Source organism: Pseudomonas gebzensis (assembly GCF_034427815.1).
Lineage (GTDB): Bacteria > Pseudomonadota > Gammaproteobacteria > Pseudomonadales > Pseudomonadaceae > Aquipseudomonas.
The window spans coordinates 268,593-293,192 of record NZ_JAXQNS010000003.1; the positions used below are offsets into that span (position 1 = coordinate 268,593).

At 63.0% G+C, this 24,600-nt stretch carries 20 protein-coding genes; 4 read left to right on the top strand and 16 right to left on the bottom strand.

Going from position 1 to position 24,600, the window contains the following annotated elements; genetic code table 11:
* Window positions 1-210: 210 nt before the first annotated feature.
* Window positions 211-1,152, bottom strand: coding sequence for a hypothetical protein (locus tag SJI00_RS08240; RefSeq protein ID WP_322461235.1), 942 nt, complete (start codon window positions 1,150-1,152; stop codon window positions 211-213).
* The gene (locus SJI00_RS08245; RefSeq protein ID WP_322461236.1) at window positions 1,149-4,451 is read right to left on the bottom strand and encodes a toxin VasX; all 3,303 of its coding nucleotides are present in this window, start codon (window positions 4,449-4,451) and stop codon (window positions 1,149-1,151) included. Before SJI00_RS08245 ends, SJI00_RS08240 begins: the two co-directional genes overlap by 4 nt.
* A 1,115-nt stretch (window positions 4,452-5,566) precedes the next feature.
* On the opposite strand from SJI00_RS08245, the gene SJI00_RS08250 reads away from it, so the two are divergent.
* Complete coding sequence (locus SJI00_RS08250; RefSeq protein WP_322461237.1) at window positions 5,567-5,821, top strand: DUF3077 domain-containing protein; 255 nt, start codon at window positions 5,567-5,569, stop codon at window positions 5,819-5,821.
* Window positions 5,822-5,842: 21 nt separating this feature from the next.
* On the opposite strand, the gene SJI00_RS08255 is transcribed toward SJI00_RS08250, so the two are convergent.
* Together SJI00_RS08255 and SJI00_RS08260 are read right to left on the bottom strand one after the other, a co-directional pair.
* Window positions 5,843-6,769, bottom strand: coding sequence for an AEC family transporter (locus SJI00_RS08255; protein WP_322461238.1), 927 nt, complete (start codon window positions 6,767-6,769; stop codon window positions 5,843-5,845).
* 142 nt (window positions 6,770-6,911) lie between these two features.
* The gene (locus SJI00_RS08260) at window positions 6,912-7,790 is read right to left on the bottom strand and encodes a LysR family transcriptional regulator (protein ID WP_322461239.1); all 879 of its coding nucleotides are present in this window, start codon (window positions 7,788-7,790) and stop codon (window positions 6,912-6,914) included.
* A gap of 219 nt (window positions 7,791-8,009) precedes the next feature.
* Here SJI00_RS08260 and SJI00_RS08265 point away from each other — a divergent pair, with 219 nt between their 5' ends.
* Window positions 8,010-8,195, top strand: a complete 186-nt coding sequence (locus SJI00_RS08265) for a DUF1289 domain-containing protein (protein ID WP_322461240.1) — start codon at window positions 8,010-8,012, stop codon at window positions 8,193-8,195.
* 388 nt (window positions 8,196-8,583) lie between these two features.
* Window positions 8,584-9,456 (top strand): class A beta-lactamase, encoded by an 873-nt coding sequence (bla, locus tag SJI00_RS08270; protein WP_322461241.1) that lies wholly within the window; start codon window positions 8,584-8,586, stop codon window positions 9,454-9,456.
* A 261-nt stretch (window positions 9,457-9,717) separates the two neighbouring features.
* On the opposite strand, the gene SJI00_RS08275 is transcribed toward bla, so the two are convergent.
* A complete protein-coding gene (locus tag SJI00_RS08275) occupies window positions 9,718-10,761 on the bottom strand; it encodes a hypothetical protein (protein ID WP_322461242.1) in 1,044 nt (347 codons plus the stop codon).
* A gap of 529 nt (window positions 10,762-11,290) precedes the next feature.
* Here SJI00_RS08275 and SJI00_RS08280 point away from each other — a divergent pair.
* Window positions 11,291-11,836, top strand: a complete 546-nt coding sequence (locus tag SJI00_RS08280; RefSeq protein ID WP_322461243.1) for a hypothetical protein — start codon at window positions 11,291-11,293, stop codon at window positions 11,834-11,836.
* Between the two features lie 75 nt (window positions 11,837-11,911).
* On the opposite strand, the gene SJI00_RS08285 is transcribed toward SJI00_RS08280, so the two are convergent.
* The 11 genes from SJI00_RS08285 to SJI00_RS08335 form a co-directional block, all read right to left on the bottom strand.
* Window positions 11,912-12,907 (bottom strand): aldo/keto reductase, encoded by a 996-nt coding sequence (locus SJI00_RS08285; RefSeq protein ID WP_322461244.1) that lies wholly within the window; start codon window positions 12,905-12,907, stop codon window positions 11,912-11,914.
* A 148-nt stretch (window positions 12,908-13,055) separates the two neighbouring features.
* Window positions 13,056-13,907: a LysR family transcriptional regulator gene (locus SJI00_RS08290; RefSeq protein ID WP_322461245.1), complete on the bottom strand. Its 852-nt coding sequence runs from the start codon at window positions 13,905-13,907 to the stop codon at window positions 13,056-13,058.
* A gap of 245 nt (window positions 13,908-14,152) precedes the next feature.
* Window positions 14,153-14,377, bottom strand: a complete 225-nt coding sequence (locus tag SJI00_RS08295; protein WP_322461246.1) for a hypothetical protein — start codon at window positions 14,375-14,377, stop codon at window positions 14,153-14,155.
* Window positions 14,378-14,608: 231 nt separating this feature from the next.
* The gene (locus SJI00_RS08300) at window positions 14,609-14,752 is read right to left on the bottom strand and encodes a DUF2986 domain-containing protein (RefSeq protein WP_322461247.1); all 144 of its coding nucleotides are present in this window, start codon (window positions 14,750-14,752) and stop codon (window positions 14,609-14,611) included.
* 252 nt (window positions 14,753-15,004) lie between these two features.
* Window positions 15,005-17,218, bottom strand: a complete 2,214-nt coding sequence (locus tag SJI00_RS08305) for a TonB-dependent receptor (protein WP_322461248.1) — start codon at window positions 17,216-17,218, stop codon at window positions 15,005-15,007.
* A gap of 117 nt (window positions 17,219-17,335) precedes the next feature.
* The gene (locus SJI00_RS08310) at window positions 17,336-18,319 is read right to left on the bottom strand and encodes a siderophore ABC transporter substrate-binding protein (RefSeq protein ID WP_322461249.1); all 984 of its coding nucleotides are present in this window, start codon (window positions 18,317-18,319) and stop codon (window positions 17,336-17,338) included.
* Window positions 18,316-19,092 carry an iron ABC transporter ATP-binding protein gene (locus tag SJI00_RS08315; protein WP_322461250.1) on the bottom strand — a complete coding sequence of 259 codons (777 nt, stop codon included), beginning with the start codon at window positions 19,090-19,092 and terminating at the stop codon, window positions 18,316-18,318. The genes SJI00_RS08310 and SJI00_RS08315 overlap by 4 nt, the downstream gene beginning before the upstream one ends.
* Window positions 19,089-20,027: an iron chelate uptake ABC transporter family permease subunit gene (locus SJI00_RS08320; RefSeq protein ID WP_322461251.1), complete on the bottom strand. Its 939-nt coding sequence runs from the start codon at window positions 20,025-20,027 to the stop codon at window positions 19,089-19,091. The genes SJI00_RS08315 and SJI00_RS08320 overlap by 4 nt, the downstream gene beginning before the upstream one ends.
* Window positions 20,027-20,977 (bottom strand): ABC transporter permease, encoded by a 951-nt coding sequence (locus SJI00_RS08325; protein WP_322461252.1) that lies wholly within the window; start codon window positions 20,975-20,977, stop codon window positions 20,027-20,029. Before SJI00_RS08325 ends, SJI00_RS08320 begins: the two co-directional genes overlap by 1 nt.
* A complete protein-coding gene (locus SJI00_RS08330) occupies window positions 20,974-22,731 on the bottom strand; it encodes an ABC transporter ATP-binding protein (RefSeq protein WP_322461253.1) in 1,758 nt (585 codons plus the stop codon). The genes SJI00_RS08325 and SJI00_RS08330 overlap by 4 nt, the downstream gene beginning before the upstream one ends.
* Entirely contained in the window at window positions 22,725-24,500 is a 1,776-nt protein-coding gene (locus SJI00_RS08335; RefSeq protein WP_322461254.1) for an ABC transporter ATP-binding protein, read from the bottom strand. The genes SJI00_RS08330 and SJI00_RS08335 overlap by 7 nt, the downstream gene beginning before the upstream one ends.
* Window positions 24,501-24,600 lie beyond the last annotated feature (100 nt).

Consider the following 24,600-nt stretch of genomic DNA (forward strand, 5'->3'; position numbering starts at 1 on the left):
CACACTGCGTAAATCGGTATTAATAGAGAGTATTGATTGTTGCGCCATGTGGTGCTCAGTACATCTCCAGGCACGTGCCCCGTCGGTGTGGCCGGCGGGGCGAGATAGCCCTATCGTTGGAACAGTTTTTAGCCGCTGCGGGGTGGGTAAAAAGTCATGCTTTTTCCTTAAGCTTCAAAGCGCTAGACTTCTGAGCTTTATCACGCCCCATCAATCCGCTGCCTGCGCAGCCAATTCGGCCTCACGCTTGGCGATAGCCTCTTCTAACTCAGGGGAACGTTTGGCCCACTGGTCGGGGGGTATCGGTTTGGACCACTCGATGATCTCAGGATAGAGCAGGTCAGGGGGTGGTGACAGCTTCCATATTTGTAACATGGCTGCGAGTGGTCCACCCAAAAATACGATGCCCATAATAAGCCCTATCAGTTTTCCAATTTCCAAGTCGCGCGTATACCGAAATATGCCGATTATGGGGTCACAAATAGCGTCCAGAAATACATTGTTGCCATACAGCGTCTCCCGGCTACTCTCATAATCATTTGTGATCGGTAACGCTTCTGGCCCTATCTCCATAAAGCTGCGCATGCATTCCCAGAGCGCCATGGCCGTGGTGCCACCGCCGCAGTAGAAACCGAGTGAAAAATGTTTGTCATCTTCTTTGGCCTGCGGGTCTGGGTTCTCAAAACCTATGAATAACAGTCCTGTGGTCATTTTACCCGCTTGGTTCACCGACGAGTGTTGTGTGGTTGCTGCAGTGACGCTTTCCCAAGGCACAATCCAGTATTCACCATTCTCGCGCGGCACACACACTTCACGGCGTTGTCGATTGAAGCGTACTGGGGGGGGCGCTTTTTGGAATAAGCTCTGGATTATAATGAGGATGGGGATGCCGGTAATGGAGGCTGCGAATATCCACCACTCAATGTCATTGAATGCGTAAGCTAGTCCAAACAACAGCATGGTCGTCGGCCAAAGCACCATCACGGCCGAGCCAATGCTGTAGTTCCCAATGTCGATAAATACCTCGTTCTTGCGCCAGACGGTGTTTAGTACATCAGACGGCTTTTGCCCGGTTGGGATAGGCAGTGGTGCTAAATAATCATTGCTTGAAAACAGCCGTTTTACTGTGGTACCTGCAGATGGCGTACTCATTTCTTCTCCTTGAGTTGCAGGTAGATTGAGCCTGGCTGCCCATTGCCGAGCGGATAAATTTTCACACGATCCAGTTCAGGTGTGGGATCGTCCCGCAGTTGAATTACCCCGGCGTTATCATTTAGGGTAAAGGCCACCCCACGTGCTCCGCCCACAAAATTATCGCCGCCCAACATTGCAATCAGTGGCGTGCGATAGCGTAATCGCAGGAACAGCGTACTCGGCGTGGTATTGAACACGTTCGCCAAGGGCTTGAAGGCGCCACTCAGGCGCAAGCCTTGACCTTCTTGGAACGGGATCCAAGAGCAGGCGCTTGTTTTCAGCCAATAAGGCGCTAGATCGCGCCATGGGCGCGGTGGCTTATAGTCGGAGTGCGGGCTGTTTTTGATCAGGTCTCGAGACGCCTGAGTGTCGATTGGATCGCCGGCCATGCTCAGTTGGAGGTAAACACTGCTAGGTTCGGCGCCTGGCAAATCAATGGTCAGGGCATTGATGGCGCTCTCAAAGGCCACTCCAGAAGGACCGGCGGAACCGACAGTTACCGAACTGCTTACCATGCTGACTCGCGGTGTGTACAAAATGCGGTACAGCGCGTCGAGTTCCCGTTCCTGGGCAGTGGCTGCGATAGGGCCGAGATTTCCAGCCCGCGCCTTTGACCAGCAGCAGAAGTTAAGAAAATTTTGCATCGGGGTCTGTTGAAAATACCAGGTGATGAGGTACAGCACGCCCAATATCGCAATTATCCAGTTCAATGGCCCCGCCCATAGTGTATAAAACATGATGGCAGTTTGGACTGTTATTCGGCTGGCCAGAACTCTTACCGTCAGACTGAAGCCCATTAGCGCATGGGCGCCATAGGCGGCGATTTGAGCAGTTACTACCGTCTTGCGCATCGACAGCCACGGATCAGTGTGCGTTTGTGATGCTTCAAGCTGTATTTGCAGAGATTTAAATTCCGCGAGCGCTGCGCCACCTGAGAGCGCACCGATAACCGCTCCAAACAAGGTAAGTGTTGGTGCTTTAATAATTCGCCCATCACGCTCTGTGTAGATAAGGGTTTCAATTCCACGCCCTTTTCGCACCTGAACATCCACCACGGCCACCAACGCAGCAGCGGCATACAAAGAAGCTGAAGCCGCATCCATGACTCGCTGCTCGTCCATCCTCTCCACTGCCGCAGCCTGCTCTGAATAGTTGCTCGCATTCAACGTATTCAGCAACAACGCCGCCAGTGGTACAACACCCCCGCTGTTGACCACAGCAGGGGAGTTCAAGATACCTGCCACATGCCCAGCCCCGATCGCTTTCCCGGTAGCACTAGCCCAGTGACTGATCCCTTCGGCTTTTTGCCCCAGCAACTTCCAAACCTGTCGACCACTCTCTGTAACTGCCTGTAAACGCGCATCGCTGCCCAAGCGAGCGGTAATGAACACGCCAAACCAGGAACTGCTGAAGGTCTTGTCGCCTTTGAGCAACAACAAGCTAGCCGCCAGCCGGTTGACCAGAATGCTCCAGAGGTTATCGGCATCTCGGGCCATGCTCGCCAGGTCATCCAGAATCGGGGCGGTCAGTGGCGCAAGCGCCTGCTGGGTTGCGGCGATATTTTCCGACGCTAGCGCTGCCATCAACTCGCCCAGGCGCGTGGTGGTGTTGATGCCGGCATCAATCGAGGGTGTCCAGGCGCGGAACAGGTGTGTCAGTGCGCCGCCATCTGCTGCCCGTACATAGTCGGCGTATTGCTCGGCGCCTTGGGTACGAATGCACTGGGCGGTCAGGCACCCGGTGGCCATCTCGGTCAGCCAGTGGCGGGTGTCCAGGTCGTTGTAATCGACAAACCAGGTGCCGTTGCTTGAACGCTTGAGGTAGGCCTCGCGGTCAGTAAACAGCGTTTGATGGCGTTGTTCTATTTGCTCAAAGTGCAGGGGCGCTGTTGTTTCCAGCCAGGTATTCATCGCTTCGAGATCGATGTATTCATCCACCTTGGCACTTAAAAACTTGTTGTCGAGGTTGGCTTGTTTTTCCGCACGGTATTCACGTACCAGGCACTCGGCTTCACTGTATAAATCTGCCGGAATGAAGGCCCGCACTGGCGCAAGGATTCTGGCAATACGCGCATCACGCACAGCGGCTTCAGCGTGGCCAGGCCGTCCGCCGTACTGGCGGGCTCTGGTTTCAGCCCTGAGCTCATCATCCAGCTGATGCTGTGCATCAAGGATGATTCGGCCCTGATCAGGGGTAAAGGTGATGTTGCGGTCCTTGTAGCGGTAGCTGAGTGCGCTCGCGAGTTCGGCCCAGTCCTCGGTGATCAAGCTGCGAATGAATCCTCCGACGCTCAGACGCAGATTGTTATCGGCGACCCACTGTTCATGCTCCACTTCCACCGATTCTTGCTCATGGTTAATGTCTTGCAACACGCCCAAATCATCATCAAGCGCAGCAAACACTGCATACAGCGGCCCCGATTGTTGATGGGCGGTGTCGAGCCAGGCTTGGGCAGGTTTCAGCGCCCAGGGGGTTGCACTCCAGGTGCCAGGCGCTTCTACCGGTTTGCCCGGAGGTTGTCTTTCAGCCGCGCTTTGAAACTCGTCCAGCCATTGGGTGCTGGCGATGTAGGCATTGATGTTGTCCGGTGTAGGCGAGGCGTGCGCGACCTTACCCAAGGCGTTGATGCCTTCACGGTAACTCGCACCATTCTCTTGATAGTCATGGGCCAAGGCTCGGTCGCGCACGCTGGGCATCAGCTCGGCGACCAACTCCGGCGCTTCACTGAGGGGCGGGCAGTGCTTGGCGCAGAGGGTCTTGGCAATTTCAGTCAAGCCGACGTGACGCATGCGCAGACGCCGTTGGCCATCCTTTTTCAGACGCTCGCAAGCGTCTTCGCTCAAGGGTCTTTCGCTGTACAGCATCCAGGCGTCGGTGTTCTTTTTCAGCGCGATGCCGGCCAGTTCACCCCTGGTAAGCACTGCGTGGGGTTGCTTGACAGGTTGCTCGAGCAACAGACCATCCTCCGCCACCGCGTAGCGTTGCAGCGGCCCTTCGGCATGCCACAGATACACATAGCCTGCGCGCAAACGGCGCAGCGCCATCGGATGACTTCGAGTCGGGCAGGGCGGTGCAAAGTCGGCGTGTTCGGCGCCTTGTTCTGCCATCGCGTAGCGGCTCGGCACCACGAAGATGTCCGGTTGGCGTGCGGGGCAGGTGGCGATCGGGCTCGACAACGCTTCGCTGCCGAACTGGGTTTTTGCGGCGTGGTCGGCGGCGGCTAGATTGCGGATTTTCTTAAGTGCTTCAGTGGTCATGCGAAGGGCTCGTGTTGAATCAGCAGACGAAGGCAGCGCAGCTCCGGCAACGGGGCATCCAGGCGTTGTGCGGAGTTGAGCATTGGCTGTTGAAACATCTGGCACTAGGCCTGCTGGTCGGGGACGTGTGGGGATATCGTGTCGTGTGCGGCTACCAATGCTGACCCGCGCGCCACTTCGTTGAACACGGGGTACCGGTGACCTGCGGCCCTTCAGCGATACAGGACTGCTCGGTGCTGCCGCTCGATGTGGGGATAATCGACCTATACGCGTGAGTCGCCATGGTGATGTTTCCTGTTGATAAGTAAGCGTGACCCGGTGAGGAAATTGCCGGTGAGTAAACTTGCTTATCAAGCATCATGCCAGCTTACATATTTATTATATAAATCATGGATATACGATTTTTGCAGGATTAATTACCGGGCATTTATCGCGAAAACTCGTTAAAAGTGCGCAAGAACTTGCGCAGTGCTGTGCAAGTTCTTGCGCACTCGGCTGGACGCCAATGAATACAAGGCCTGTGGCGAACTATCCACAAGGTTTCTTGTAAATGGTTGCGCAACAAGTTGCACAGTTGCAAAATGGTGGAGGAGGGCGTGATTTCGCCAAAACGCTAGCACCAACAATGTTGAAACTGGCCACTTGCCAAACCTCAGCAGGGTGAGTGCAATAGACTTGATGAGCGAAATAACTCCTACACTTACTTAGGCGTATTCCTACAAGAATTCCCTGTGCATCGTCGATCCTGAGAAATACCCTACGCAGCCTGCCGACTCCCGTCTGATTGCCCTGGGAATCCTTGCCCTCTAGGCTTTCCCGGTCGCTGAAACGCTCAGCGGCCGGGTGTGGAAACCCGCGCAAGTATTCAGAAGTTGTCGTCAATGGCGGCTGTACGTGGGAGGCCTTGTGCCTGCCGAGTCTCCTGAATACGCTCGGTTTTCCACCCCGCGTCCAGCTGCCACCCAACGTGTGGAAACGAAAGGTGCAGCCTATTTCTGCATTCAGGTAATCCACACGAAAAAGCCCCTACCAGATCCACCCGCTATCTCTTCGTTTCATCAGTACATTGAGCATCGGCGAACTGAAGTTGCGCGACCCCGGTGCTGGGTGTTGCCATGAAGGCTGATACAGAGTCTGGTACTGCGTGCGTTGCTTCCCGCACCAGATCTAGCCTTTTCCGGATCACGACCCGCGCCCCAACTGCCGAAACGTTGGAACACGTTTCCATCCTCCTGGGCTTCATCAACCATCTCGTCGAACAGGGTGACCTCGAAGATGACCACAAGCTACTCGGCGCAGCCGGCTACCTGAGCGCGTTCGCCAAGGCAATCATGGACGAAATGGAAGTGTCGCAGCCCTCGGCAAGCTGAAAGCACCGGCCAAGGCGTTACTCAAACCCAGGGGCTCAACACGATCACACTCAGCGGCAACGCCACTGCGGCGATCAACGTCTGGCAAGCAATGATTCCGGCCATCAGCGGGGCGTCGCCGCCCAGCTGGCGCGCCATGATGTAGGAAGACGACGCCGTCGGCAGCGATTGGAACAGCAGCGCGGCGATGGCCGCCTTGCCGCTCAACCCAAACAGGTGACACGCCCCCACGGTGACCAGCGGCATCACCAGGAATTTCACTCCTGAAGCCTTCGCCATGGGCCGCACCCAACGCCGTACGCTGCCCAGCTCCAGCGCAGCGCCCACACACAGCAGCCCCAGCGGCAGCGACGCCTGCCCCAAAGCCTTGAGTACTGGTTCGATGACCACCGGCAGCCCCAGGCCGGTGAACTGCACGGCGATGCCGCCGAAGCACGCGAGCACCAGCGGGTTCAGCGCCAGATGCTTCATCACCTTGCCAGCGGGCATCTTTCCGGCAGCCCCATAACGAGCGAACACCAGCACGCAGAGGATGTTCACGGTCGGCACGATGGCGGCATTGGCGACCGCTGCCAGCGCGATGCCTTGTGCCCCGAACAGCCCGGCCGCGGCTGAAACCCCTACATAGTTGTTGAAGCGCACGCCGCCTTGGAACACCGAGGTGAACGCCGCGCCGTCGCTGTCGATAAACCTGCGTGAAACTACCAGCAGCAACGCCACCACAGCGGTCGACAGCACCAAGGCGGCAATCATTTCTAACACCGGCAAACCGTCGAGCCTGGCCGTGGCCAGGCCATGGAAAAGCAGCGACGGCAGCAGCACGTAATAGCTGAGGCGCTCGGCCTGCGCCCAGAAGCTATCTGCGAGCAACTGCCGATGCTTGAGCCAGGCACCGAACATAATCAGCAGGGCAATCGGCGCCAGGGCGACCAGCAGCTCAACGGTCATGGCTGGGCGCCGTTGGGCAGGGCTGGGGATTTATTCGGTTCATGGTGCTGCCTTCAAGGTAGTGGAAGGCACTACGATAGAAAGCTTGTCGCTGAAATAAAAACGATTAAAAAACCTGCAACCAACGAGTAATTCTCATGGATCACCCTGCCGGTGCATGCGCGCTCACTGCGTGGGCCAGTGCTGCGGCGAGTCTGCCCAACGCTCGATCCTCGCGTTCCAGCAGCACCACGCGGCGCGTGGTTTGCGGCGTACCGAAGGGCGCGCAGACCAGCGCAGTCAGCCGCTGTACCTGCGCCGTTGCCAGAGGAATGACCGACATGCCCAGGCCACCGGCAACCATCTGAATGATGGCTTCCTGGCTGTCGAGCTCCATGCTGGTCTGCACCCGCAGACGCATCCGGCGCAGTTCACGTTCAATGGTGCGCCCGGCCCAGGCGCGGCGGTCAAAGCGTATGAACGGTTGCTGCGGCAGCAGCGCGTGCAGGTCCTGGCCGGCGCAGGCCTGCGGCGCCACGATCCAGAAACCTTCCTCGTACAAGGTAGTGCTCACCAGGCCATACGGATGGGGCTTGACCAGCTCGGTGGTGATGGCCACGTCCAGCTCGCCCGTCTCAACGCGTGCGGCCAGTTCCGCCGACATGCCCGAGGCGATGGTGAGGCGCAGGTGCGGGTGTTCGGCGCCCAGTGCAGCCAAGGCCGCCGGCAGGCAACCCGCGAGCGCGGTGTGGATCGCGCCGATCTTGAGGCGCCCGCGCAGCTCGCTGTCGCCCCCAATCTCGGCGGCGATGCCGTCGTACAGGGCGATGATTTCCCGCGCGCGCTCGACCGCTACATGCCCCGCATCGGTCAGCATTGGCACACGCCGGGTGCGATCGAACAGCCGGGTGTTGAAGTCATCTTCCAGCGATTTCACCTGCAGGCTCACGGCCGACTGGGTGAGGTGCACGGCCTCGGCGGCACGCACGAAAGAGCCGTGTTGAGCGATGGCGAGGAGCGTTCGCAGAGCACGCAGCGACATGGCGAGGGCCTCTTGATGAAGTGGCGCCAGTGTATAGCGGTTGGCGGGCTCGCACTCGCCCCGCCAAGCACAACCGTTGTAGGCCTGCATGCCGCAATGATCGGTGCGATCAACTGCGGGCCTTGGATGTCCAAACCTTGCCCGCCTCGTGCTGCCATGGCATCGATGGCCTCGACCAGCGCACTGCGCGCCGCCTTTCTACTCATCTGGAACCGTGCAATGGCCAAAGAGATCGAAAACCCCTGCGTATCGCGCTGCCAGCTGAAGCATGAAGTGTGCGTGGGCTGCGGCCGCAGCAAGGAAGAAATTCGCGGCTGGCGCGGCATGAAGCGGTCTGAAAAAAAGGCCACGGTGGAGAACGCGGCCGCGCGCATGAAGAAGCTCAAGAAGAAAAAGAAGGATTGAAGCTCGAAGCCGTTCAGTTGAGCGCATGGGGCCGCGGCATAGCCTTCGTGGCTGACGCTCGCGCCCTGTTTCTGACAGCCCGGTGTCTGGCAGCTGACGCTGATTGACAGCCCTGAACGGGCGGTGCCCGCGAAGTCGATACGTCGCAGTTTTTGCCTGGTCGGCGATGCCGCCCATCGCGGCAATCCGGAGCGCCGGACCGGCCGCTCGTACCAAAAAATAGCGTGATCTATGACACCTGTGCGGTCGGGTAGGCGCGACCGTGTGAATTTCAGGTGCTGCGCAAACTGGGAGGAGCGGCCGGCAGCACGCGACTCGCACATTCTTGGTTTGTGCAGCAAAACCCTCTAGCCTCTATCACCCTCTGTCTTTCCGTGGAAGGTTTGCCATGCCCCTGTCACTTACCCGGCGCGACGTGCTTCAAGGCGCGCTGGCCGGTTCGGCCCTGCTGGCTTTGCCGGCCTGGGCGGTCAACTCCGCTGTGTCTGAACTTAAGAAAATCGAGCGAACCCATGGCATCACCCTCGGCGTGTATGGGCTGGACACCGGCAGCGGCCGCCATCTGGCCTACCGCGCCGAGCAGCGCTTTGCGCTCTGCAGCACGTTCAAGGTGATGCTGGCCGGCGCCGTGCTGCAGCGCAGCCAGGGCGAGCCTGGCCTGCTGGCCCGGCACATCGACTATGACGCCACCGCGCTGGTGGTGTACTCGCCGGTGACCGAACGGCACATTGACAGCGGCATGAGCGTCGCCGATCTGTGCGCCGCGGCCCTGCAATACAGCGACAACACCGCTGCCAACCTCTTGCTCGACCTGCTCGGCGGCCCCAGCGAACTCACGGCCTTCGCCCGCCGCCAGGGCGATTCGGTGTTCCGTCTCGATCGCAACGAGCCCAGCCTGAACACCGCGCTGCCCAACGACCCGCGTGACACCAGCACACCGCAGGCCATGGCCATGAGCATCCGCCGCCTGGCGCTGGACGACGGTCTCGAGCGGCCTGCGCAGCAGCAGCTGCACACGTGGCTCAAGGGCAATACCACCGGCGCCAAACGCATTCGCGCCGGCGTGCCGGACGCGTGGCAGGTGGGTGACAAGACCGGCTCGGGCGATTACGGCGTGGCCAACGATGTGGCCGTGCTCTGGCCGCCGGGCCGCGCACCCTGGGTGCTGGCGGTGTACACGCGCGGCACCGACGCGAAATCGCCCTGGCGTGATGCCGCAGTGGCCCAGGCCAGTGCAGTGGTGGTTGCCGCGCTGGGTTGAAGGCACTGCACGGTGGGCCGCGCAGGCGCCTGTTCGGGTTGACACGTTGCTAGCGGCTCATGAGCACTGGGCGCCTGCCAGTACCGGCAACGTGTGCGGGGCAGCCACCGGCGCGAGGGTGGTTGCCACGCAGGGCAGGGCAGGGCGCTAAACATTGGCCGTCTCAGCACCTGGTTCGAGCCAACCAACCGCCGGCGTCAGGCGCCTGGGCGCCAAGGCGCCGCTGGGGTGACGCCCAAGACGCCAAACGGCAACCCCTGATCAGTTCCGCCAACAGCCGGCGAAACGTTCACACACGTCGAACCGACGATCCAGATCCGCCATACGCGCCTGATGCGCGCTCATGGTTTCCCTGACCAAGGCATCGCGCTGCTGGTGGTAGAACTCGAGCATGGCACTGTTGTTCGACGCGATGCTGCTGCGATTGGCCGTAGGGCTGTCGGGTACCAGTTGTTCGAGCGCTGGGGTATCGAACAGTGCCAGCTGATTACGGTAGTGCTCGGTGTACTGCTTCAGCAAGCGAGGCTTGATGGCGATCGTATCGTTGGCAAATGCCTCGAGGTTGCGCAGGTATTCGGCCCAATAGTGCTCGGGCAGCGCAAAACCGATGCGCTGTTTGCGTTCTTCGACACTGCGTTTGGCCACGGCCTGATGACCCGCCAGGGCATCGCTGGCATCCGGTTTCATCTGCGCAGTCAGGCTGGTGTCTATGATCTGCGCAATCAACGCTGAGCGTTCGGCAGACTGCGCGGGCGCTTGAGGTGCAGTAGCCTTGAAATAAGGATTGCTGCCGGCGCAACTCGGTAGCCCTTTGTTCGCCACCACAAGGGGTGTACGCAATACGCGCCCCTCGACTGTGCTGAGCCGGCTCAACTCGAGACGGCAACCGCGCTGGGACGTCTGGAAGTTGGCCTCGTACTCTGCACCGCTTTGCGGTGTAAACGTGAAGTTGATCGTACAGGCACTGGCGGCCCCCACCGCATTGGCGCGCGTCAGTACTTCATGGCCCGGTTGCAGGCGCACCTCGACATACGCCTTGGCATCATCGGGTGCAGGCACACGCATGTCGGCGCGGCGTCTGGAATTGGGCGCAAGCATGTTGTTGAGCATGCCTAAAGAACGGCCTTCACAGTGCTCAGTATCGAAAACATCCAATAGCGTGTTGGAAATGTTGCTGATCAGGCGAAGTTTCGCGGCATCGGGTTCGGTCGCATCCGGGTAGGTTCCGTGGAAACCGCAACCGACCAGCGTCGTGGCAACAAGACCGGCGGCGCCGAATGCGCGCCATTGCGAAGGGGTGAACATGCTGAGGTAGCTTCCTTGACTGGGCGTACGGCCTAAGCGGTCAGAAGCGGACACTGGCTCGGGTCCGCCGCTTTCAGGCACTGGAGTGATCGTTAACGGGTCATGGGACACTGCAATGCGCTGGCTGTTCGCGAAATTGCACTCGCAGATCGTTGCAATCGCAGCCAGAAGTGCGAGCGCGGTGGGTGTAACGCTGTCGGCAGGCATGGCGCTGAGTAGAGCGGTGTGCAGCACCTGCACGCCGGGGCGGGTAATCGGCCCAAAGGCTGTCAATAGCGCGCGCGCCCCCGCTGGGGAAATGACAGGTGTGCGGACCTGCACGGGTCCTTCTCATCACTTCACCCGCGCCAGCACCGCTTGAGCGCAGAGGCCCACTGCGCGCTGCTGGGAAAGCTGCAACCTGCTGGGGTATCTTCCGGGCTGCACTCTCGAAACGGGAGCGCCAGGGTGCTGACCACGGCAGTGGTTATCCAGCACCGCCAAGGTGCTGTTGTGCTTTTACTTTTCTCGGAACACAGGAATGCTCGGCATGTTGCGCATCACTGCATTGGTTGCAATCGGCTTGTTGACGGGTTGTGCTTCATTGCCCGCCGAAATGGCCGTGGATTCGCCTCTCTATAACCAGAACAACGCGGGGTTGGTGGTCGGTTCACTGTCCGATGGCGGGCCGTACGGCACGTTTCTGGAGTTTCGCAACAAAGCCACGGGAGACGTGCGTGGTTGGGGCCCTAAGGATGACTACGCCGCGTGGCTTCCGGCAGGTGACTATGAAGTCACTCAACTGGGGCATCGTCGCGGCACCATGGGGCCTTATTCCCATGCCCTGCAGTTCACCGTCAAAAAAGGCCAGATCAACTATGTGGGCGAAATGGTCTACGGCTGTTCCGACCTGGCCCAGCCCACGGCCGTGTATGGGGTGAAGTACTGCGGGCTGCTGGCACTGGGCACGTGCGAGGTGACGAGTCCGGATGTCAATGTCTGCGTGGTGGATCGCCAGCAACAGGCAATCAAGTACTTCCTGCGGCAACACCCGCAGCAGTCTTCGTTGACGGTGCGCAGTGCGCTGATGAAATGAACGGCGTTGTCCTGGCAGCGCTCGGGAAAAACCGCTGAAACAACGGGGCGCGAAATGATCCGCGCCCCGTTGCGATTACTTGAACCCCGTGACCTTGTGCGGCACGTAGGGCGCTTCCAGACGGGCAATCTCATCGCGTGTCAACGTCAATTCCAGCGCTGCAATCGCATCGTCCAGCTGCTCTGGTTTCGACGCCCCGACAATCGGCGCCGACACCCCACGGGTGTTCAGCACCCAGGCCAGCGCCACCTGTGCCATTGGCACGCCGCGCGCCTGCGCCACCTGCTCGACCACATCGATGACCTTGCCGTCCTCGACCTCAGTGCCTGCAAAGAACGAAGCGCCCGATTCATCGCTCTGAATCCGCGCCGTCTGCTGGCCCTGCGGGCGGGTCAGGCGGCCGCGTGCCAGTGGGCTCCAGGGCATCAGGCCAATGCCTTGGTCTCGGCACAGCGGGATCATCTCGCGTTCTTCTTCGCGGTAGAGCAGGTTCAAGTAGTTTTGCATCGACACGAAGCGGCTCCAGCCATTGGCCGCAGCCACCTGCTGGGCCTTGGCGAACTGCCAGGCGAACATCGATGAGGCGCCGATGTAGCGCGCCTTGCCGGCTTTGACCACGTCGTGCAGGGCTTCCATGGTTTCTTCGATGGGGGTGTCGTAGTCCCAGCGATGGATCTGGTAGAGGTCGACATAATCGGTGCCCAGGCGCCGCAGGCTGGCATCGATGCCCGAGAGGATGGCCTTGCGCGACAAGCCTTTTTCGTTGGGCCGAGCGTCGCCCTGCCACATATTGGCCGGGTAGAAGACCTTGGTAGCGATCACGGTTTCGTCGCGGCGGGTGTAGGCCTTGAGCCATTTGCCGAGGATTTCTTCGGAGGTGCCAGCCGAGTAGCTGTTGGCGGTATCGAAGAAGTTGATCCCTTGATCGACGGCGCGGCGGATGATCGGGCCGCTGTCGGCTTCACCCAGGGTCCAGGGATGGGTGCCGGCGTCGGGCTCGCCGAAGGTCATGCAGCCCAGGCACAGCCGTGAGATGTCCAGACCGGTGTTGCCGAGTTTCACGTATTGCATGGGAGTCTCCTGTGGTGCAAGGGGGGCCACCATGGTGGTGCCGCCTGGGCGGGCCTACCAAGGTGGGCGTTGAACACGTGCTGCCTACGGTAGCGCTCAGGCGGCTTCAAGGAAATTCCTTGTAGCCGCAGGTGTGATGTGCAGAAATTCACAAGCGCAACAGCGGCTGCAGGCAGGACTGGATAAACCCGATCACCGCTTTGATCCGTGGCGTGTCGCGCGCGTCTTCATGTACCGCCAGCCAGATCTCGATACTCATCGAACCACCGTCGCGGCGCACGGGTTGCAACTGGTGTTCTTCGGCCATGAAGGCGGGCAGGCAGACGATGCCGGCACCCCCTGCGGCCGCCTCAGCCTGGATGCGCAGGTCATTGCTGTGCAGCACGAACGGGCCGCCTTCGGCCTGCTGCTGCAGCCAACGTTGTTGCGGGGATTTGGCCTGGGAGGCGTCGTAGCCGATGTAGGTCGCAGGCGGATTGCGCCGCAGGTAGTCAGGCGAGGCATAGAGGCGATACTGGAGATGGCCGAGCAACTGCGCCACCAGGGTGGGCTCGGTCGGGCGGGTGAGGCTGATGGCAATGTCGGCTTCGCGCCGCGCCAGAGACGCGCGCGACTTGCTGCCCACCAGCTTGAGCTGCAGCGCCGGGTAGCGCGCGAACAGTTCGCCGCAGCGCCTCGCGATCAAGCTGCCGAGCAAAGCGGGTGGGGCGCTGAGCACCACCTGGCCTTCGATTTGCCCCTGGCCGGCGCTGGCAAAATGCTCCAGCGCGAAGGACGCGCCTTGCATCTGCTGGGCATAGGCAGCGACTTGCAGGCCGTGCTCGGTCACCAGGTAGGCGCGCGCGCGACGATCGACCAGCTTGAGGTTGAGGGCTGCCTCCAGTGCGGCGATCCGCCGGGCAACGGTGGCATGGTCGACGGCCAGGGTTTTGGCTGCGCCAGACAGTGAGCCGGCGCTGACGAAGGCCGAGAAATAACGCAAATCTTCCCAATCGAACATGACGTGCCCTTGAATGGTGAGCGCCAAGGGTAACGGATCGACGGCGTCAGGCAGAAATGTCCGAGGGGCAGGCGGGGGGAGGAATCTGAGGTCGCTCAGCGATTGTGCATTGGCACGCGATAGCCAACACAGCGTGCGTTCGCACAGCAGAACGGTATCCACGCCCAACGCTGTTCATTCAAAGCCCATCGGGCTCGCTTGGGACTGCTGCGCAGCCCCCTGCATCAACACAACAGCAGTGCGCATCAGCGCGGCGTTTTCTGCTCGACTTCAGACAGGCGCTCATTGATCTCGCGGGTCTGTTCTTCGAGTTCTTTCACCGACGTCGGGGTGATGACCTTGTCGATCACTTTGGTACGCGGATCGCCTTGTTCCAGAACCGGGTCAGGCGAGCCTTCGCCTTTTTGCGCCTGCTCGGAGGAAATCGGACGGGGGACTTTGTCAGCCGGGTTCGAATCAGTCGGTTTCATCGGGTGCTCCTTCAAGCATCAGTTATCTTTCCAGAAGAACCCCGACGGCGGAAAAAGTTTGATTCGTTTACGCCCGGTTCAGCCGACTGCCACCACTTCGGCCTGCCCGCTAGGTTGCTGCTGATGGCCCCCGGCTGCGCCGGCCATCGCGGCGACCGGCCGTGTCGGACCGGCCGCTCGTACCGCGAACGCCTATGCCTGGAAAAACCGATGCCGACCCGCCCGCCGCGCTTACAACGCCTCCGGTTCAGCATCAAGCTTGGCCCGATCCGCCTTGCTGACATACTTCGGCTTGCTGCTGCGCGGCGCCAGTTTGGCGCTGGCTTTCTTGGCGTTGGCCTTGAGCAATTGGTTGATTTTCTTGCGGCGGTTCATGGACGGGCACTCGGCATCGACAGGGAAAGCACGCACCCAATGGCACGTGCTCGAAAGATGCCGATAATAGCAAAGTGCACCGGCCTGCTGGGCAGGGCCGGTACACGGGCGACGGCTGGTGCTGGCGGTGTAGAGCGTTCCGCCATCCACAGAGCGCTGAGCCTGCGGTTCACACCGATGCAAAATGCTCAGGCGGCCGGACAGCCGCTCCGCTCGAACATCACAGACCGCCGCCCAGCCGCTACACCGTCCTTAGAAATCCACCGACGCCGACAGCTGCACGGTCCTCGGCTCACCCAAGCCCAGGCTGGACAGCAGCGGTGTACCCCAATAGGCCTTGTTGGTCACGTTGTTGACCGTGCCGCGAAGGGTCACCGGACGCCTGGCCACGTCCAGGGCGTAGCGTGCGCCGACGTCATAGATCGTGTGGCCGGGAATCGACAGCGAGTTGTCAGCGCTCAGGTACTGCTTGGACATGGAGGTCGCATTGGCGGTGAGTGTCAGGCGCTCGACCCACGGCGTGTCCCACTCCACGCCGAGCTTGCCCTGCAGCTTGGGAATGCCAGTGGCGTTCTTGCCTTTGGTATCGGTGTTATCGGTTTCCAGCAACTTCGGCTGCACGTAGGCGATCCCGCCCATCAGGCGCACATCGTCCAGCGGGGCACCGAAGAAGCTCCATTCCACGCCGCGGTTACGCTGCTCGCCGCCGAGCGAATAGACATTGCTGACCGGGTCGGTGTAGCTGTTCGGCCGCTCGATCTGGTACAGGCTCAGGGTATGGCTGAAGCTGCCCAGGTCGAGCTTGACGCCCACTTCCTTCTGCTTGGACTTGTAGGGCGCGAACACCTCACCGGCGTTGGCAGCGGTGAACGGCGCGGTGCCGCCCTTGCTCAGGCCTTCGATGTAGTTGGCGTACAGCGACACCTGGTCGGTGAGCTTGAACAGCACCGCGCCGGCCGGAGTGTTGGCGCTCTCGTCGTAGCGTGAGGCACGGGCACCGGTGCTGGTGCTGAAGCTGTCAGTGCGCACTTGCTGGCGGCGGATGCCGAGGGTCAGTTGCAGGCGGTCGTCGAAAACGCCGAGGGTATCGGCGACGCCGTAGCTGGTCAGGCGGTTCTCCACGTGCTGCACGGCGGGCCACTGTTCAGGCGCTTCAGGGCCCCAGGCCGGGTGATGGAGGTTGGTGGTCCATTCGTAACCCGGCACGCTGCGGCGGCCAAAGTCCTTTTGTTTGTCCTGATAGCGGGTGGCGTTGAGCGACCATTGGTGGCTGACGCCAAAGGTATCGAAATGGCCGCGCACGCCGACATCGGCGCTGCGTTTGTCCAGGTCCATCTTCAGTTGGCCCATGCGCGTGAGGAAGTCACCGGCATCGTTGATCACGTTTGCCTGAATAGTGCCGTTGTAGGCGTAGTGGGTTTCGCTGGCGCCGACGGCCGCGTAGGCCGTGAGCTGATCGTTGAGGTTGTACTCGCCGCGCAGAATGCCGCCCTTGTCCTGGGTGTCGACATAGCCCCAGTCGGGGTTGAGCAGCGTGCCGGCCTTGGGTGGCCTGGGCACCGCCACGCCTGGCGCCAGGCTGACGCCACGGTTCTGCCCGCGGATCACGTCGTCGGCCTGGTACAGGTCCAGCGACAGTCGCGCGCGCTCGCCGCGCCAGTCCAGCGCCAGGGCATCGAGGTCGTTGCGCACGCGCTGATGGTCGGTGGCGGTGTCGCCCTCGCGGTGCATGCTGTTGAACCGCACACCGAACTGCTGCTCGCTGCCAAAGCGCCGGCCAACGTCAAGGTGGCCGCCGAACACGCTGTCGGACTGGTAGGTGCCCGTCAGCCGGGTCACCGGTTCGGCACCCGCACGCTTGGGTACCAGGTTGATCAAGCCGCCCACCGAGCCGGTGGGCGGCATGCCGTTGAGCAGCGCCGTGGGCCCCTTGATCACTTCGATGCGCTCGTACATTTCAGGCGAGGTGCGGTAATACGGCGCCACGCCGAACAGCCCGCCGATGGACACGTCGTTGATGTTCGAGGCGAAGCCGCGAATCGAATAGTTTTCGCTGTAGGTGCCGGTGATGCCGTTGCTGAACACCGTCGGGTCGGTGGCGGCGATCACTTCAGTGATGTCGCGCGCCTGCAGGTCAGCGATGTAGGTGTCGGTATAGCTGACCGTGCTGAACGGCGTTTCCATGAAGTCCTTGTTGCCCAGCAGGCCAACGCGCCCGCCCGAGGCCACTTGACCGCCGGCATACACCGGTGGCAGGGCGTCGGCCGCAGGCGCTTGGCCCTCGATCTGGATGGCATCGAGCTCGGCAGCGGCGGCGGGGGGCTTTTGCGTCGAATCTGCGGCGGCCCAGACGGGCAGCGCAGGGCCTGCGGACAGGCTCAAGCCCAGCAACAGGGCCTGGGCCAAGGGGGTGCGGGTGAAGGTGCAGCGTTGTGCAGCGCGCAGGGGCAGTGGGCGGTTGAACACGCAGGTGTCTCCGTGAGTGAAGAGGGCAGTTATGGTGTTGGTAATGCAAGACGAGATCGAAAGGCTAATGAGAATCACCAGCCAGCGGATCGCCAGGCGTCCATGCCAAATGAGGGCTCAGTTCTGATAGCCCTTGATCACATCGTCGATGATCAGCCTCAGCGCGGTCGGGCTGGCAGCCGTCACGTACCAGGCCTGCGGGTCGACGAAGCGCACCCGGCCGTGCTTCCAGGCATTGGTCTGGCGCAGCAGCGGGTTACTCAGGGTGTCGGCATCCAGGCGCGGACGGCCTTCCATCACAGCGGTGCGATCGACCACATAGAGGATGTCGGGGTTGGCCTGCTGGATGAATTCGCTGGAGATCGGCTGCCCGTGCAGGCCGGTGTCCAGGTGCGGGCTGGCAGGCTTCACGCCCAGCTCGGTGAAGACGAAGCCATAGCGCGACCTCACCCCGAACGCACTGAACGCGCCGTTGTTGTGCAGCACTACCAGGGCGCGCTCGGGACGGCCTTCGGTGACCGCGCGTACGCGAGCCAGATCCGCCTCCAGGGCGGCAATCTTCTGCGCGGCCAGCGCTTGCTTGTCGTAGATCGCCCCCAAGGTGGCCAGATGGTCCTTGAGCACCTGCACGAAGCCGGTGTGGCTGTCGCGGTAATCGACATCGAAATGCAGCGTCGGCGCCATCTGGCTCAGGGTCGGGTACTGATTAGCCTGCAGCGAGGTCATCAGGATCAGGTCCGGCCGGGCGGCATGCACGCGCTCAAGATTGGGCTGGACGATGGAGCCGACATCGGCGGTGCCGGCGGCGTCGCGGTAGCGGGCGAGGAAGTCCGGCACGAAGTCCTTGGGCATACCGGCTACCGGCACCTGCAACTGGTCGAGAAAATCCACCTCGTTCATGTCCAGCGCCACGGTGCGCTGGACCGGACGAGGAATCTGCGTCGTGCCCAGCGCATGCTTGACGGCCAGTGGGGCGAGGGCCGCAGGCGGCGTTGCGTGGGCGCTCTGATTGCCAGCCGGCTCGGCCTCCCGGCAACCAGACAAGGCAAGGGCGGCCAACAAGGTCAGCGACCAGGGGCGGATGGCAGGGATCGGCGTCATGACAGTTCTCGGGGTGGATTGAAGTAGTTGCACAGCGGCCCACGCTCGCCGTGGCTGATGCTGAACGGCAAGGCGAACAGTTCGCCCAGTCGCGCTTCGGTCACCACCTCGGCAACACTGCCGGTGCAGTGCACCTGGCCGTCCTTCATGGCGACGATGTGGTCGGAGTAGCTGGCGGCGAAGTTGATGTCGTGCACCACCAGCAGCACCGTACAGCCGCGCTCGTCACATAACCGGCGCAGGGCGCGCATGATCTGTACGGCGTGGCGCATATCGAGGTTGTTCAGTGGCTCGTCGAGCAGCAGGTAGTCGGTTTCCTGGGCGATGGTCATGGCCAGGAAGGCCATCTGCCGCTGGCCGCCGCTGAGCTCGTCGACATAGGCCTGGCGCAGCGCCTGCAGGCCGAGGAAGGCGATGGCCTGGTCCACGGCGCGGTGATCGTTTTCGTCCAGGCGCCCGCCGCTGTAGGGAAAGCGACCGAAGGCCACCAGCTCCTCGACGCGCAGGCGCAGGTTGAAATCAGGTGCTTGAGGCAATGTCGCCACCCGCCGGGCGTAGGCGTTGCTGGCGATCTGGCTGATCGCCTGGCCATGCAGGCGCACCTCGCCGGCGCTGGGCTGCAGCAGCCGCGCGATCATCATCAGCAAGGTGCTCTTGCCGGCGCCGTTGGGGCCGATCAGCGAGGTCAGCCGACCTTCGGGGAACGCGACGTTGATGCCGGCCAGCACCGTGCGTGGGCCGTAACGTTTGTGCAGGTCGTGAACGGTGATCATGAAGCGCTCCGCTGGCTGAGCATGAGGATCAGGAAGTAGCCGCCGCACACCAGGTTGATGAGGATGCCGACGGTGGTCTGGTAGTTGAAGACGTGTTCGACCAGCAACTGCGCGAGCAGAAACAGCACCATGGCCACCGCACTGCCCAGCACCAGCGTGACGCGATGGCGGAAGGTGCCGCCCAGGGCATAGGTCAGGTTGGCCACCAGTACGCCCATGAAGGCGGTGGGCCCGAGCAGGTTGGTGGAAATCGCTACCAGCGCGGCGATCAGCGCCAGTTGCCGGCGTACGCAGGCCAGGTAGTCGACGCCCAGCGCCATGGCCGGCTCACGGCCCAGGGCCAGGACGTCGAGGGTGGCCAGGCTGCGCCTGCTGCACAGCGCCAGCACCCCGACCAGCACCGCCGAGACTGCCAGTTGCGGGGCCTGCACCCGGTTGAACGAGGTCTGGCTGACGCCCTGGAGCAAGGAGAACTCGCCCGGGCTGATGGTCAACTGCACGAACTGGGTAATCGAACCCAGCACCAGGGTCAGCACCAGGCCCACCAGCAGCAGGAAATACACGCTGTGGCGGCCCTCGCGCAGCAGCAGCCGGTGCACCAGCCAGGCGTAGCCGAACATCACGCTGGCGGCGAGCAGAAAGTTGCCCTGGGCGCCCAGCAGCACCATCCCGGCACTGCCCAGGCCCAGCACCAGCACCGCCTGCAGCAGCAGGTAGACCGCCTCGAAGCCCATGATCGCCGGGGTCAGCAGGCGGTTGCCGGTCAGGGTCTGGAAGGCGATGGCCGACCACGCCACGCATACCCCGCCCACCAGCATCGCGCCCAGGCGCAACAGGCGCTGCGGGATGACATAGGCAAAATCCAGCGGCGCGTCGAACAGCACGAAGGTGGCGCTGAGGATCAACACCAGCGCCCATGGCGCATGGCGGCGCATCAGCGGCGCTCCCACAGCAGCAGGCCCAGAAACAGTACGCCGCCGACCACGCCCACGGTGAGCCCGATCGGGATCTCGAAGGGGTAGATCAGCACCCGCCCGAGGATGTCGCAGGCCAGCAGCAACAGGGCCCCGGCCAGCGCCACCGGGGCCAGGCTGCGGCGCAGGTGATCGCCGTAGCGCAGGGCGATCAGGTTGGGAATGACCAGGCCGACGAAGGGAATCGCCCCCACGCTGATCACCGTGGCCGACACCGTGACCGCGACCAGCAAGAGCCCCAGCGCCACCGTGGCGGGGTAGTTCAGGCCCAGGCTGGTGGCCATGCCTTCACCCAGGCTGGCGACGGTGAAGCGCTGAGCGAACAGGTAGGTGAGGCCGACGATGGGCAGGGTCACGTAGACCACCTCGTAGCTGCCCTGAACCACCTTGGAAAAATCCCCCAGCAGCCAGCCCTGCATGCTCTGCAGCATGTTGTGCCGGTAGGCATAGAACTCGGCCAGGGCGCTGAGCACGCCGCCGTACATCAAGCCGATCACCGGCACCAGCGCCGCTTGGCGCGCCGGCAAGCGCCGCACCAGGGCCACGAACAACAGGCTGCTGAGCAGGCAGAACAGCAACGCGCCGAGCATACGCACGCCCAGGCCTGCGCTGGGCAGGCTGCCCAGCGCCACCAGGATGCCCAGCTTGGCCGCGTCCAGGCCGCCGGTGGTGGCCGGCTCGACGAAGCGGTTGCGCACGATCTGCTGCAGGATCACCCCGCACACCGCCAGGCCCGCGCCGGTGACCAGCAGCGCAGCCAGGCGCGGCAGGCGGCTGGCGCTGAGCGTCAGCCAGGCGTCGCTCGAGCCGTGCCACAGCGCGGTCCACTGCAACGGCCGCGCGCCGATCAGCAGCGAGGCCAGGCACAGCAGGCACAGCGGCGCGGCCCAGTACAGCGATGCGCGGCTCATGGCGCGGCGTGCTCCGGGCTGCCCGCCAAGTGCCAGCGCTTGGCTGTGGCCTGTTGAGCCAGCATCGTTGCGTAGCGGCCGTTGCGCTCGCGCAGCTGCGCCGGGCTCCCGGCTTCGACGACCTCGCCCTGGTCGAGCACCACGATCTGTTCGGCCATGGCCACGGTGGACAGTTGATGGGCGATTACCAGCACCGTGCAGCGCCCGCGCAAGCGCGCCAAGGCACGAGCGATCAAAGCCCGGTTCTCGCCGTCGAGGGCCGCGCAGGCTTCGTCGAGCAACAGAATCGGTGCCTGTTTGATCAGTGCCCGCGCGATGCTGATGCGCTGCCGTTCACCGCCCGAGAGCCGCGCGCCGCCTTCACCGACCTGCGTCTGCAGGCCGTCGGGCAGGCGCGCGATGATCTCGTCGACCCCGGCCATCTGCACCGCGTCCTGCAGCTCCAAGGCAGTGGCCTGCGGCCGGCCCATGAGGATGTTGTCGCCGATGCTGCCCTGAAACAGCCAGGTGTCCTGAAACACTTGGCTGACCTGCTCGGCCAGGGCCTGGCCGGACAGCTGCCGCACATCGACGCCGCCGATACGCACGCTGCCTTGGCTGACGTCGAAGCATCGCGCCACCAGCCCCACCAGCGAGGTCTTGCCCGAGCCCGACGGGCCGACCAGGGCCGTCAGCGTGCCCGGAGCGAGGGTCAGACTCACACCGCGCAGCACCTCGGGCTGGTCTCGGGCATAGCGCAGGTGCACGGCGTCGAGGCACACGCCGGCGTGGCTCGGCCGGCCGCAGATCTCGGGTTCGGGCAGGGGCTGGGCGTCGAGGATCTGCGCCGCGGCGCTCAGCGGCGCTACGGCGCTGCGCAGGGTTTCGAGTTGATTGACCACCTCGAGCAGCGCGTCGGTGTAGCGGCAGGACATCACCAGCGCGACCACCAGCAGCACGATGTCTGCGGGGTTCGTTGCCAGGTCGGCGAAGCGCCAGGCCGCGCTCAGCAGCAGGGCGGCGAACAGGCCTTGCACCACCCAGCCGTTGAGCACAGTGGCAAGCGTCGAGCGCCAGATCAGACGCCGTGCGCTGCGCTGCTGGTCCGCCAGGGCCTGCTCCAGTTGTGCGGTGGCGTGGCCTTGGGCATTGAATGCGCGCAGCACTGGCTGGGCCTGGGCGAACTCCAGCAGGCGCTGGCTGGATGCGATGAAGTGCGTCTCGTAGGCCTGCCCGCTGCGCTGCGCCAGGCGCGCGCTGTAGCGCAGGGTGACGAACAGCAGTGGCAGGCCCAGCACGGCGATCAGCCCCAGCGTGCCGTTGAGCAGGCACAAGGCACCGACCACCACCAGCGCTGACAGCGCGCCGCTGATCAAAGGTGTGAAGACGTGTGCCGGCAGTTGCGCCAGCGCCATCAGGCCATGATTGATGAGGTGGCCCAGGCGCGCGGTGTGCGCCGTGCTGAACCAGCCCAGGGGCAGGCGTGCGACATGCTCGCCCAGGTGCTGGCGGCCGTTGCGCAACAGGTCCAAGGCAACCGCCACGCCGGCTCGCTCGACCCACAGACGCAGCGGCCAGCCCAGCCCAAGCGCGCCGGCCAGGGCCATCAGCCACAGCCCGGCCTGCGTGCTATCGCCGTGCAGCAGGGCGCTGAGGATGGGCGCCAGCAGGCTCAGGGTCAGGCCGCTGAGCAGGCCGTACAGCGCGCTGCACAACAGGTAATGGCGCAGCGCAGCGGTGTGCGTGCCGAGCAGCGTGGTGAAGGTGTTCAGCATGGCTGGGCCGCCTGTGTCGAAGGGTGGGCATGGCCACCGGCGCGCCACAGCCGGGCATACAGCCCTTGCGCGGCAAGCAGTTGCGTGTGGGTGCCGCGCTCGGTGATGACGCCGCGGTCGAGCACGAGGATCTGCTCGGCGTGCACCACGGTCTCCAGGCGATGGGCAATGACCAGCACGCTGCGGCCCTGGGCGAAGCGGGCCAGGGCGTCGAGCAACGCCACTTCCTGCTCGGCATCAGCCGCTGCGGTGGGCTCGTCGAGCACCAGCACCGGCGGGTCGATGAGCACCGCGCGGGCGATGCTCAAGCGCTGTTTCTCACCGCCCGAGAGCAGCGCGTCGTCGTCGATCACGGCGTCATAGCCGCGCGGCAATTGCAGGATGCGCTGGTGAATGTTGGCCACCTGCGCCGCGGCTTCGATCTCGGCCTGGGTGGCGTCGGGGCGGCCAAGGGCGATGTTCTCGCGGATGCTCGCGCGCAGCAGGCGCACGTCTTGCAGCACAAAGCCCAGATGCCCGTACAGTGTGGCGTTGTCGAGCTGGCGCAGGTCTGCACCGCCGAGGGTGATGCAGCCTTGGTCCGGGTCGAAGAAGCGCAGCAGCAGGCGGGCGAGGGTCGACTTGCCCGAGCCGGAGGGGCCGACAATGGCGGTGGTGGTGCCGGGGGCGAGGGTGAAGCTGATGTCCTTGAGCACGCTGTGTTGCTCGCAATAGCCGTGGCTGAGGTGCTCCACGCGCAGTTCGAAACCTTCAGGCTGCTGGCCGCATGCAGGCTGCGCCAGAACCTGCGTGTGCAGCAGCGCCAGCACTCGCTGGGCAGCGGCGACCGCGCTGTTCAGGTCGTGGGTGATGTGGTGCAGCAGCATCAACGGCGCGCACAGGCCCGGGGTGACCAGCACGAAGGGCAGCACCTGCACCGGTGTCATCCAGCCCAGGGCGATGAACAGCGTGGCGCCCATCAGCACCACGCCCAGCACCGTGGCTGGCGCGATCAGGGCATTGGCTTTGGCCATCGACGCGACCAGTGGCCGGGTGAAACGGTCGAAAGCGTGGGCAAAGCCGTCTACCGCGATGCGGTAACGCGTGTCGCCCTGCGCGCCAAACGCCTTGAGCATGGGCATGCCGTGCACGAACTCCACGACCGCGTTGTCCAGCTGCGCCATGCTCGCACCCAGCGTGGCGCTGTTTTCGGCGCCGGCGCGCAGGGCCCTTCGCAGGAACAGCAGGAACCCTGGGAACGGCAGCAGCGCCAGCAACGCCAGCCGCCAATCCATGACCAGCAGATAACCCACCGCCGCCAGCACCGCGCCCAGCGCGCGGCCCACGCTTGTGTAGAAGTGCGCGACCAGGCTGTGCAGGGTGGCGATGTCGTCTTGCAGGGCGCGTTTGACATCACTGGAACTGCGCGCACTGAACCAGCCCAGCGGCACCTGCATCAGGTGCCGCGCCAGGCTCAGGCGCAAATGCGCTGAAATGTGGTTGTCGGCCAGGTGCGCCAGCAATTCGGCCAGCGCCATCAACAACACGCCGGCAAACAGGCAGGCCACGCTCATGACCACTGCCTGATCCACGCTCATCGCGCTGGAGCTGTGCCCCAGCAGCAGCCCCCCGATGTGCGCGATGCCCGCCAGGGGCACCAATGCCAGTGCAGCGCCTGAAGCGGCGAGCAGCGCAGCCACGAGCAACTGCCCACGGACCGGGGCCAGGACCTGCGCAAGGGGGCGTGGAGCAGGCGAGGAGGCCTCGCCAGGGGCAGCAACTTCAGTCATTCAGGCGCCTTTGAACCGCTCGGATTTAATTAGTTGCATGACTATAAACTAATTTGCGAAATCCAGACAAGACGGCTACAACCCCCTTTCAACTGTTTCA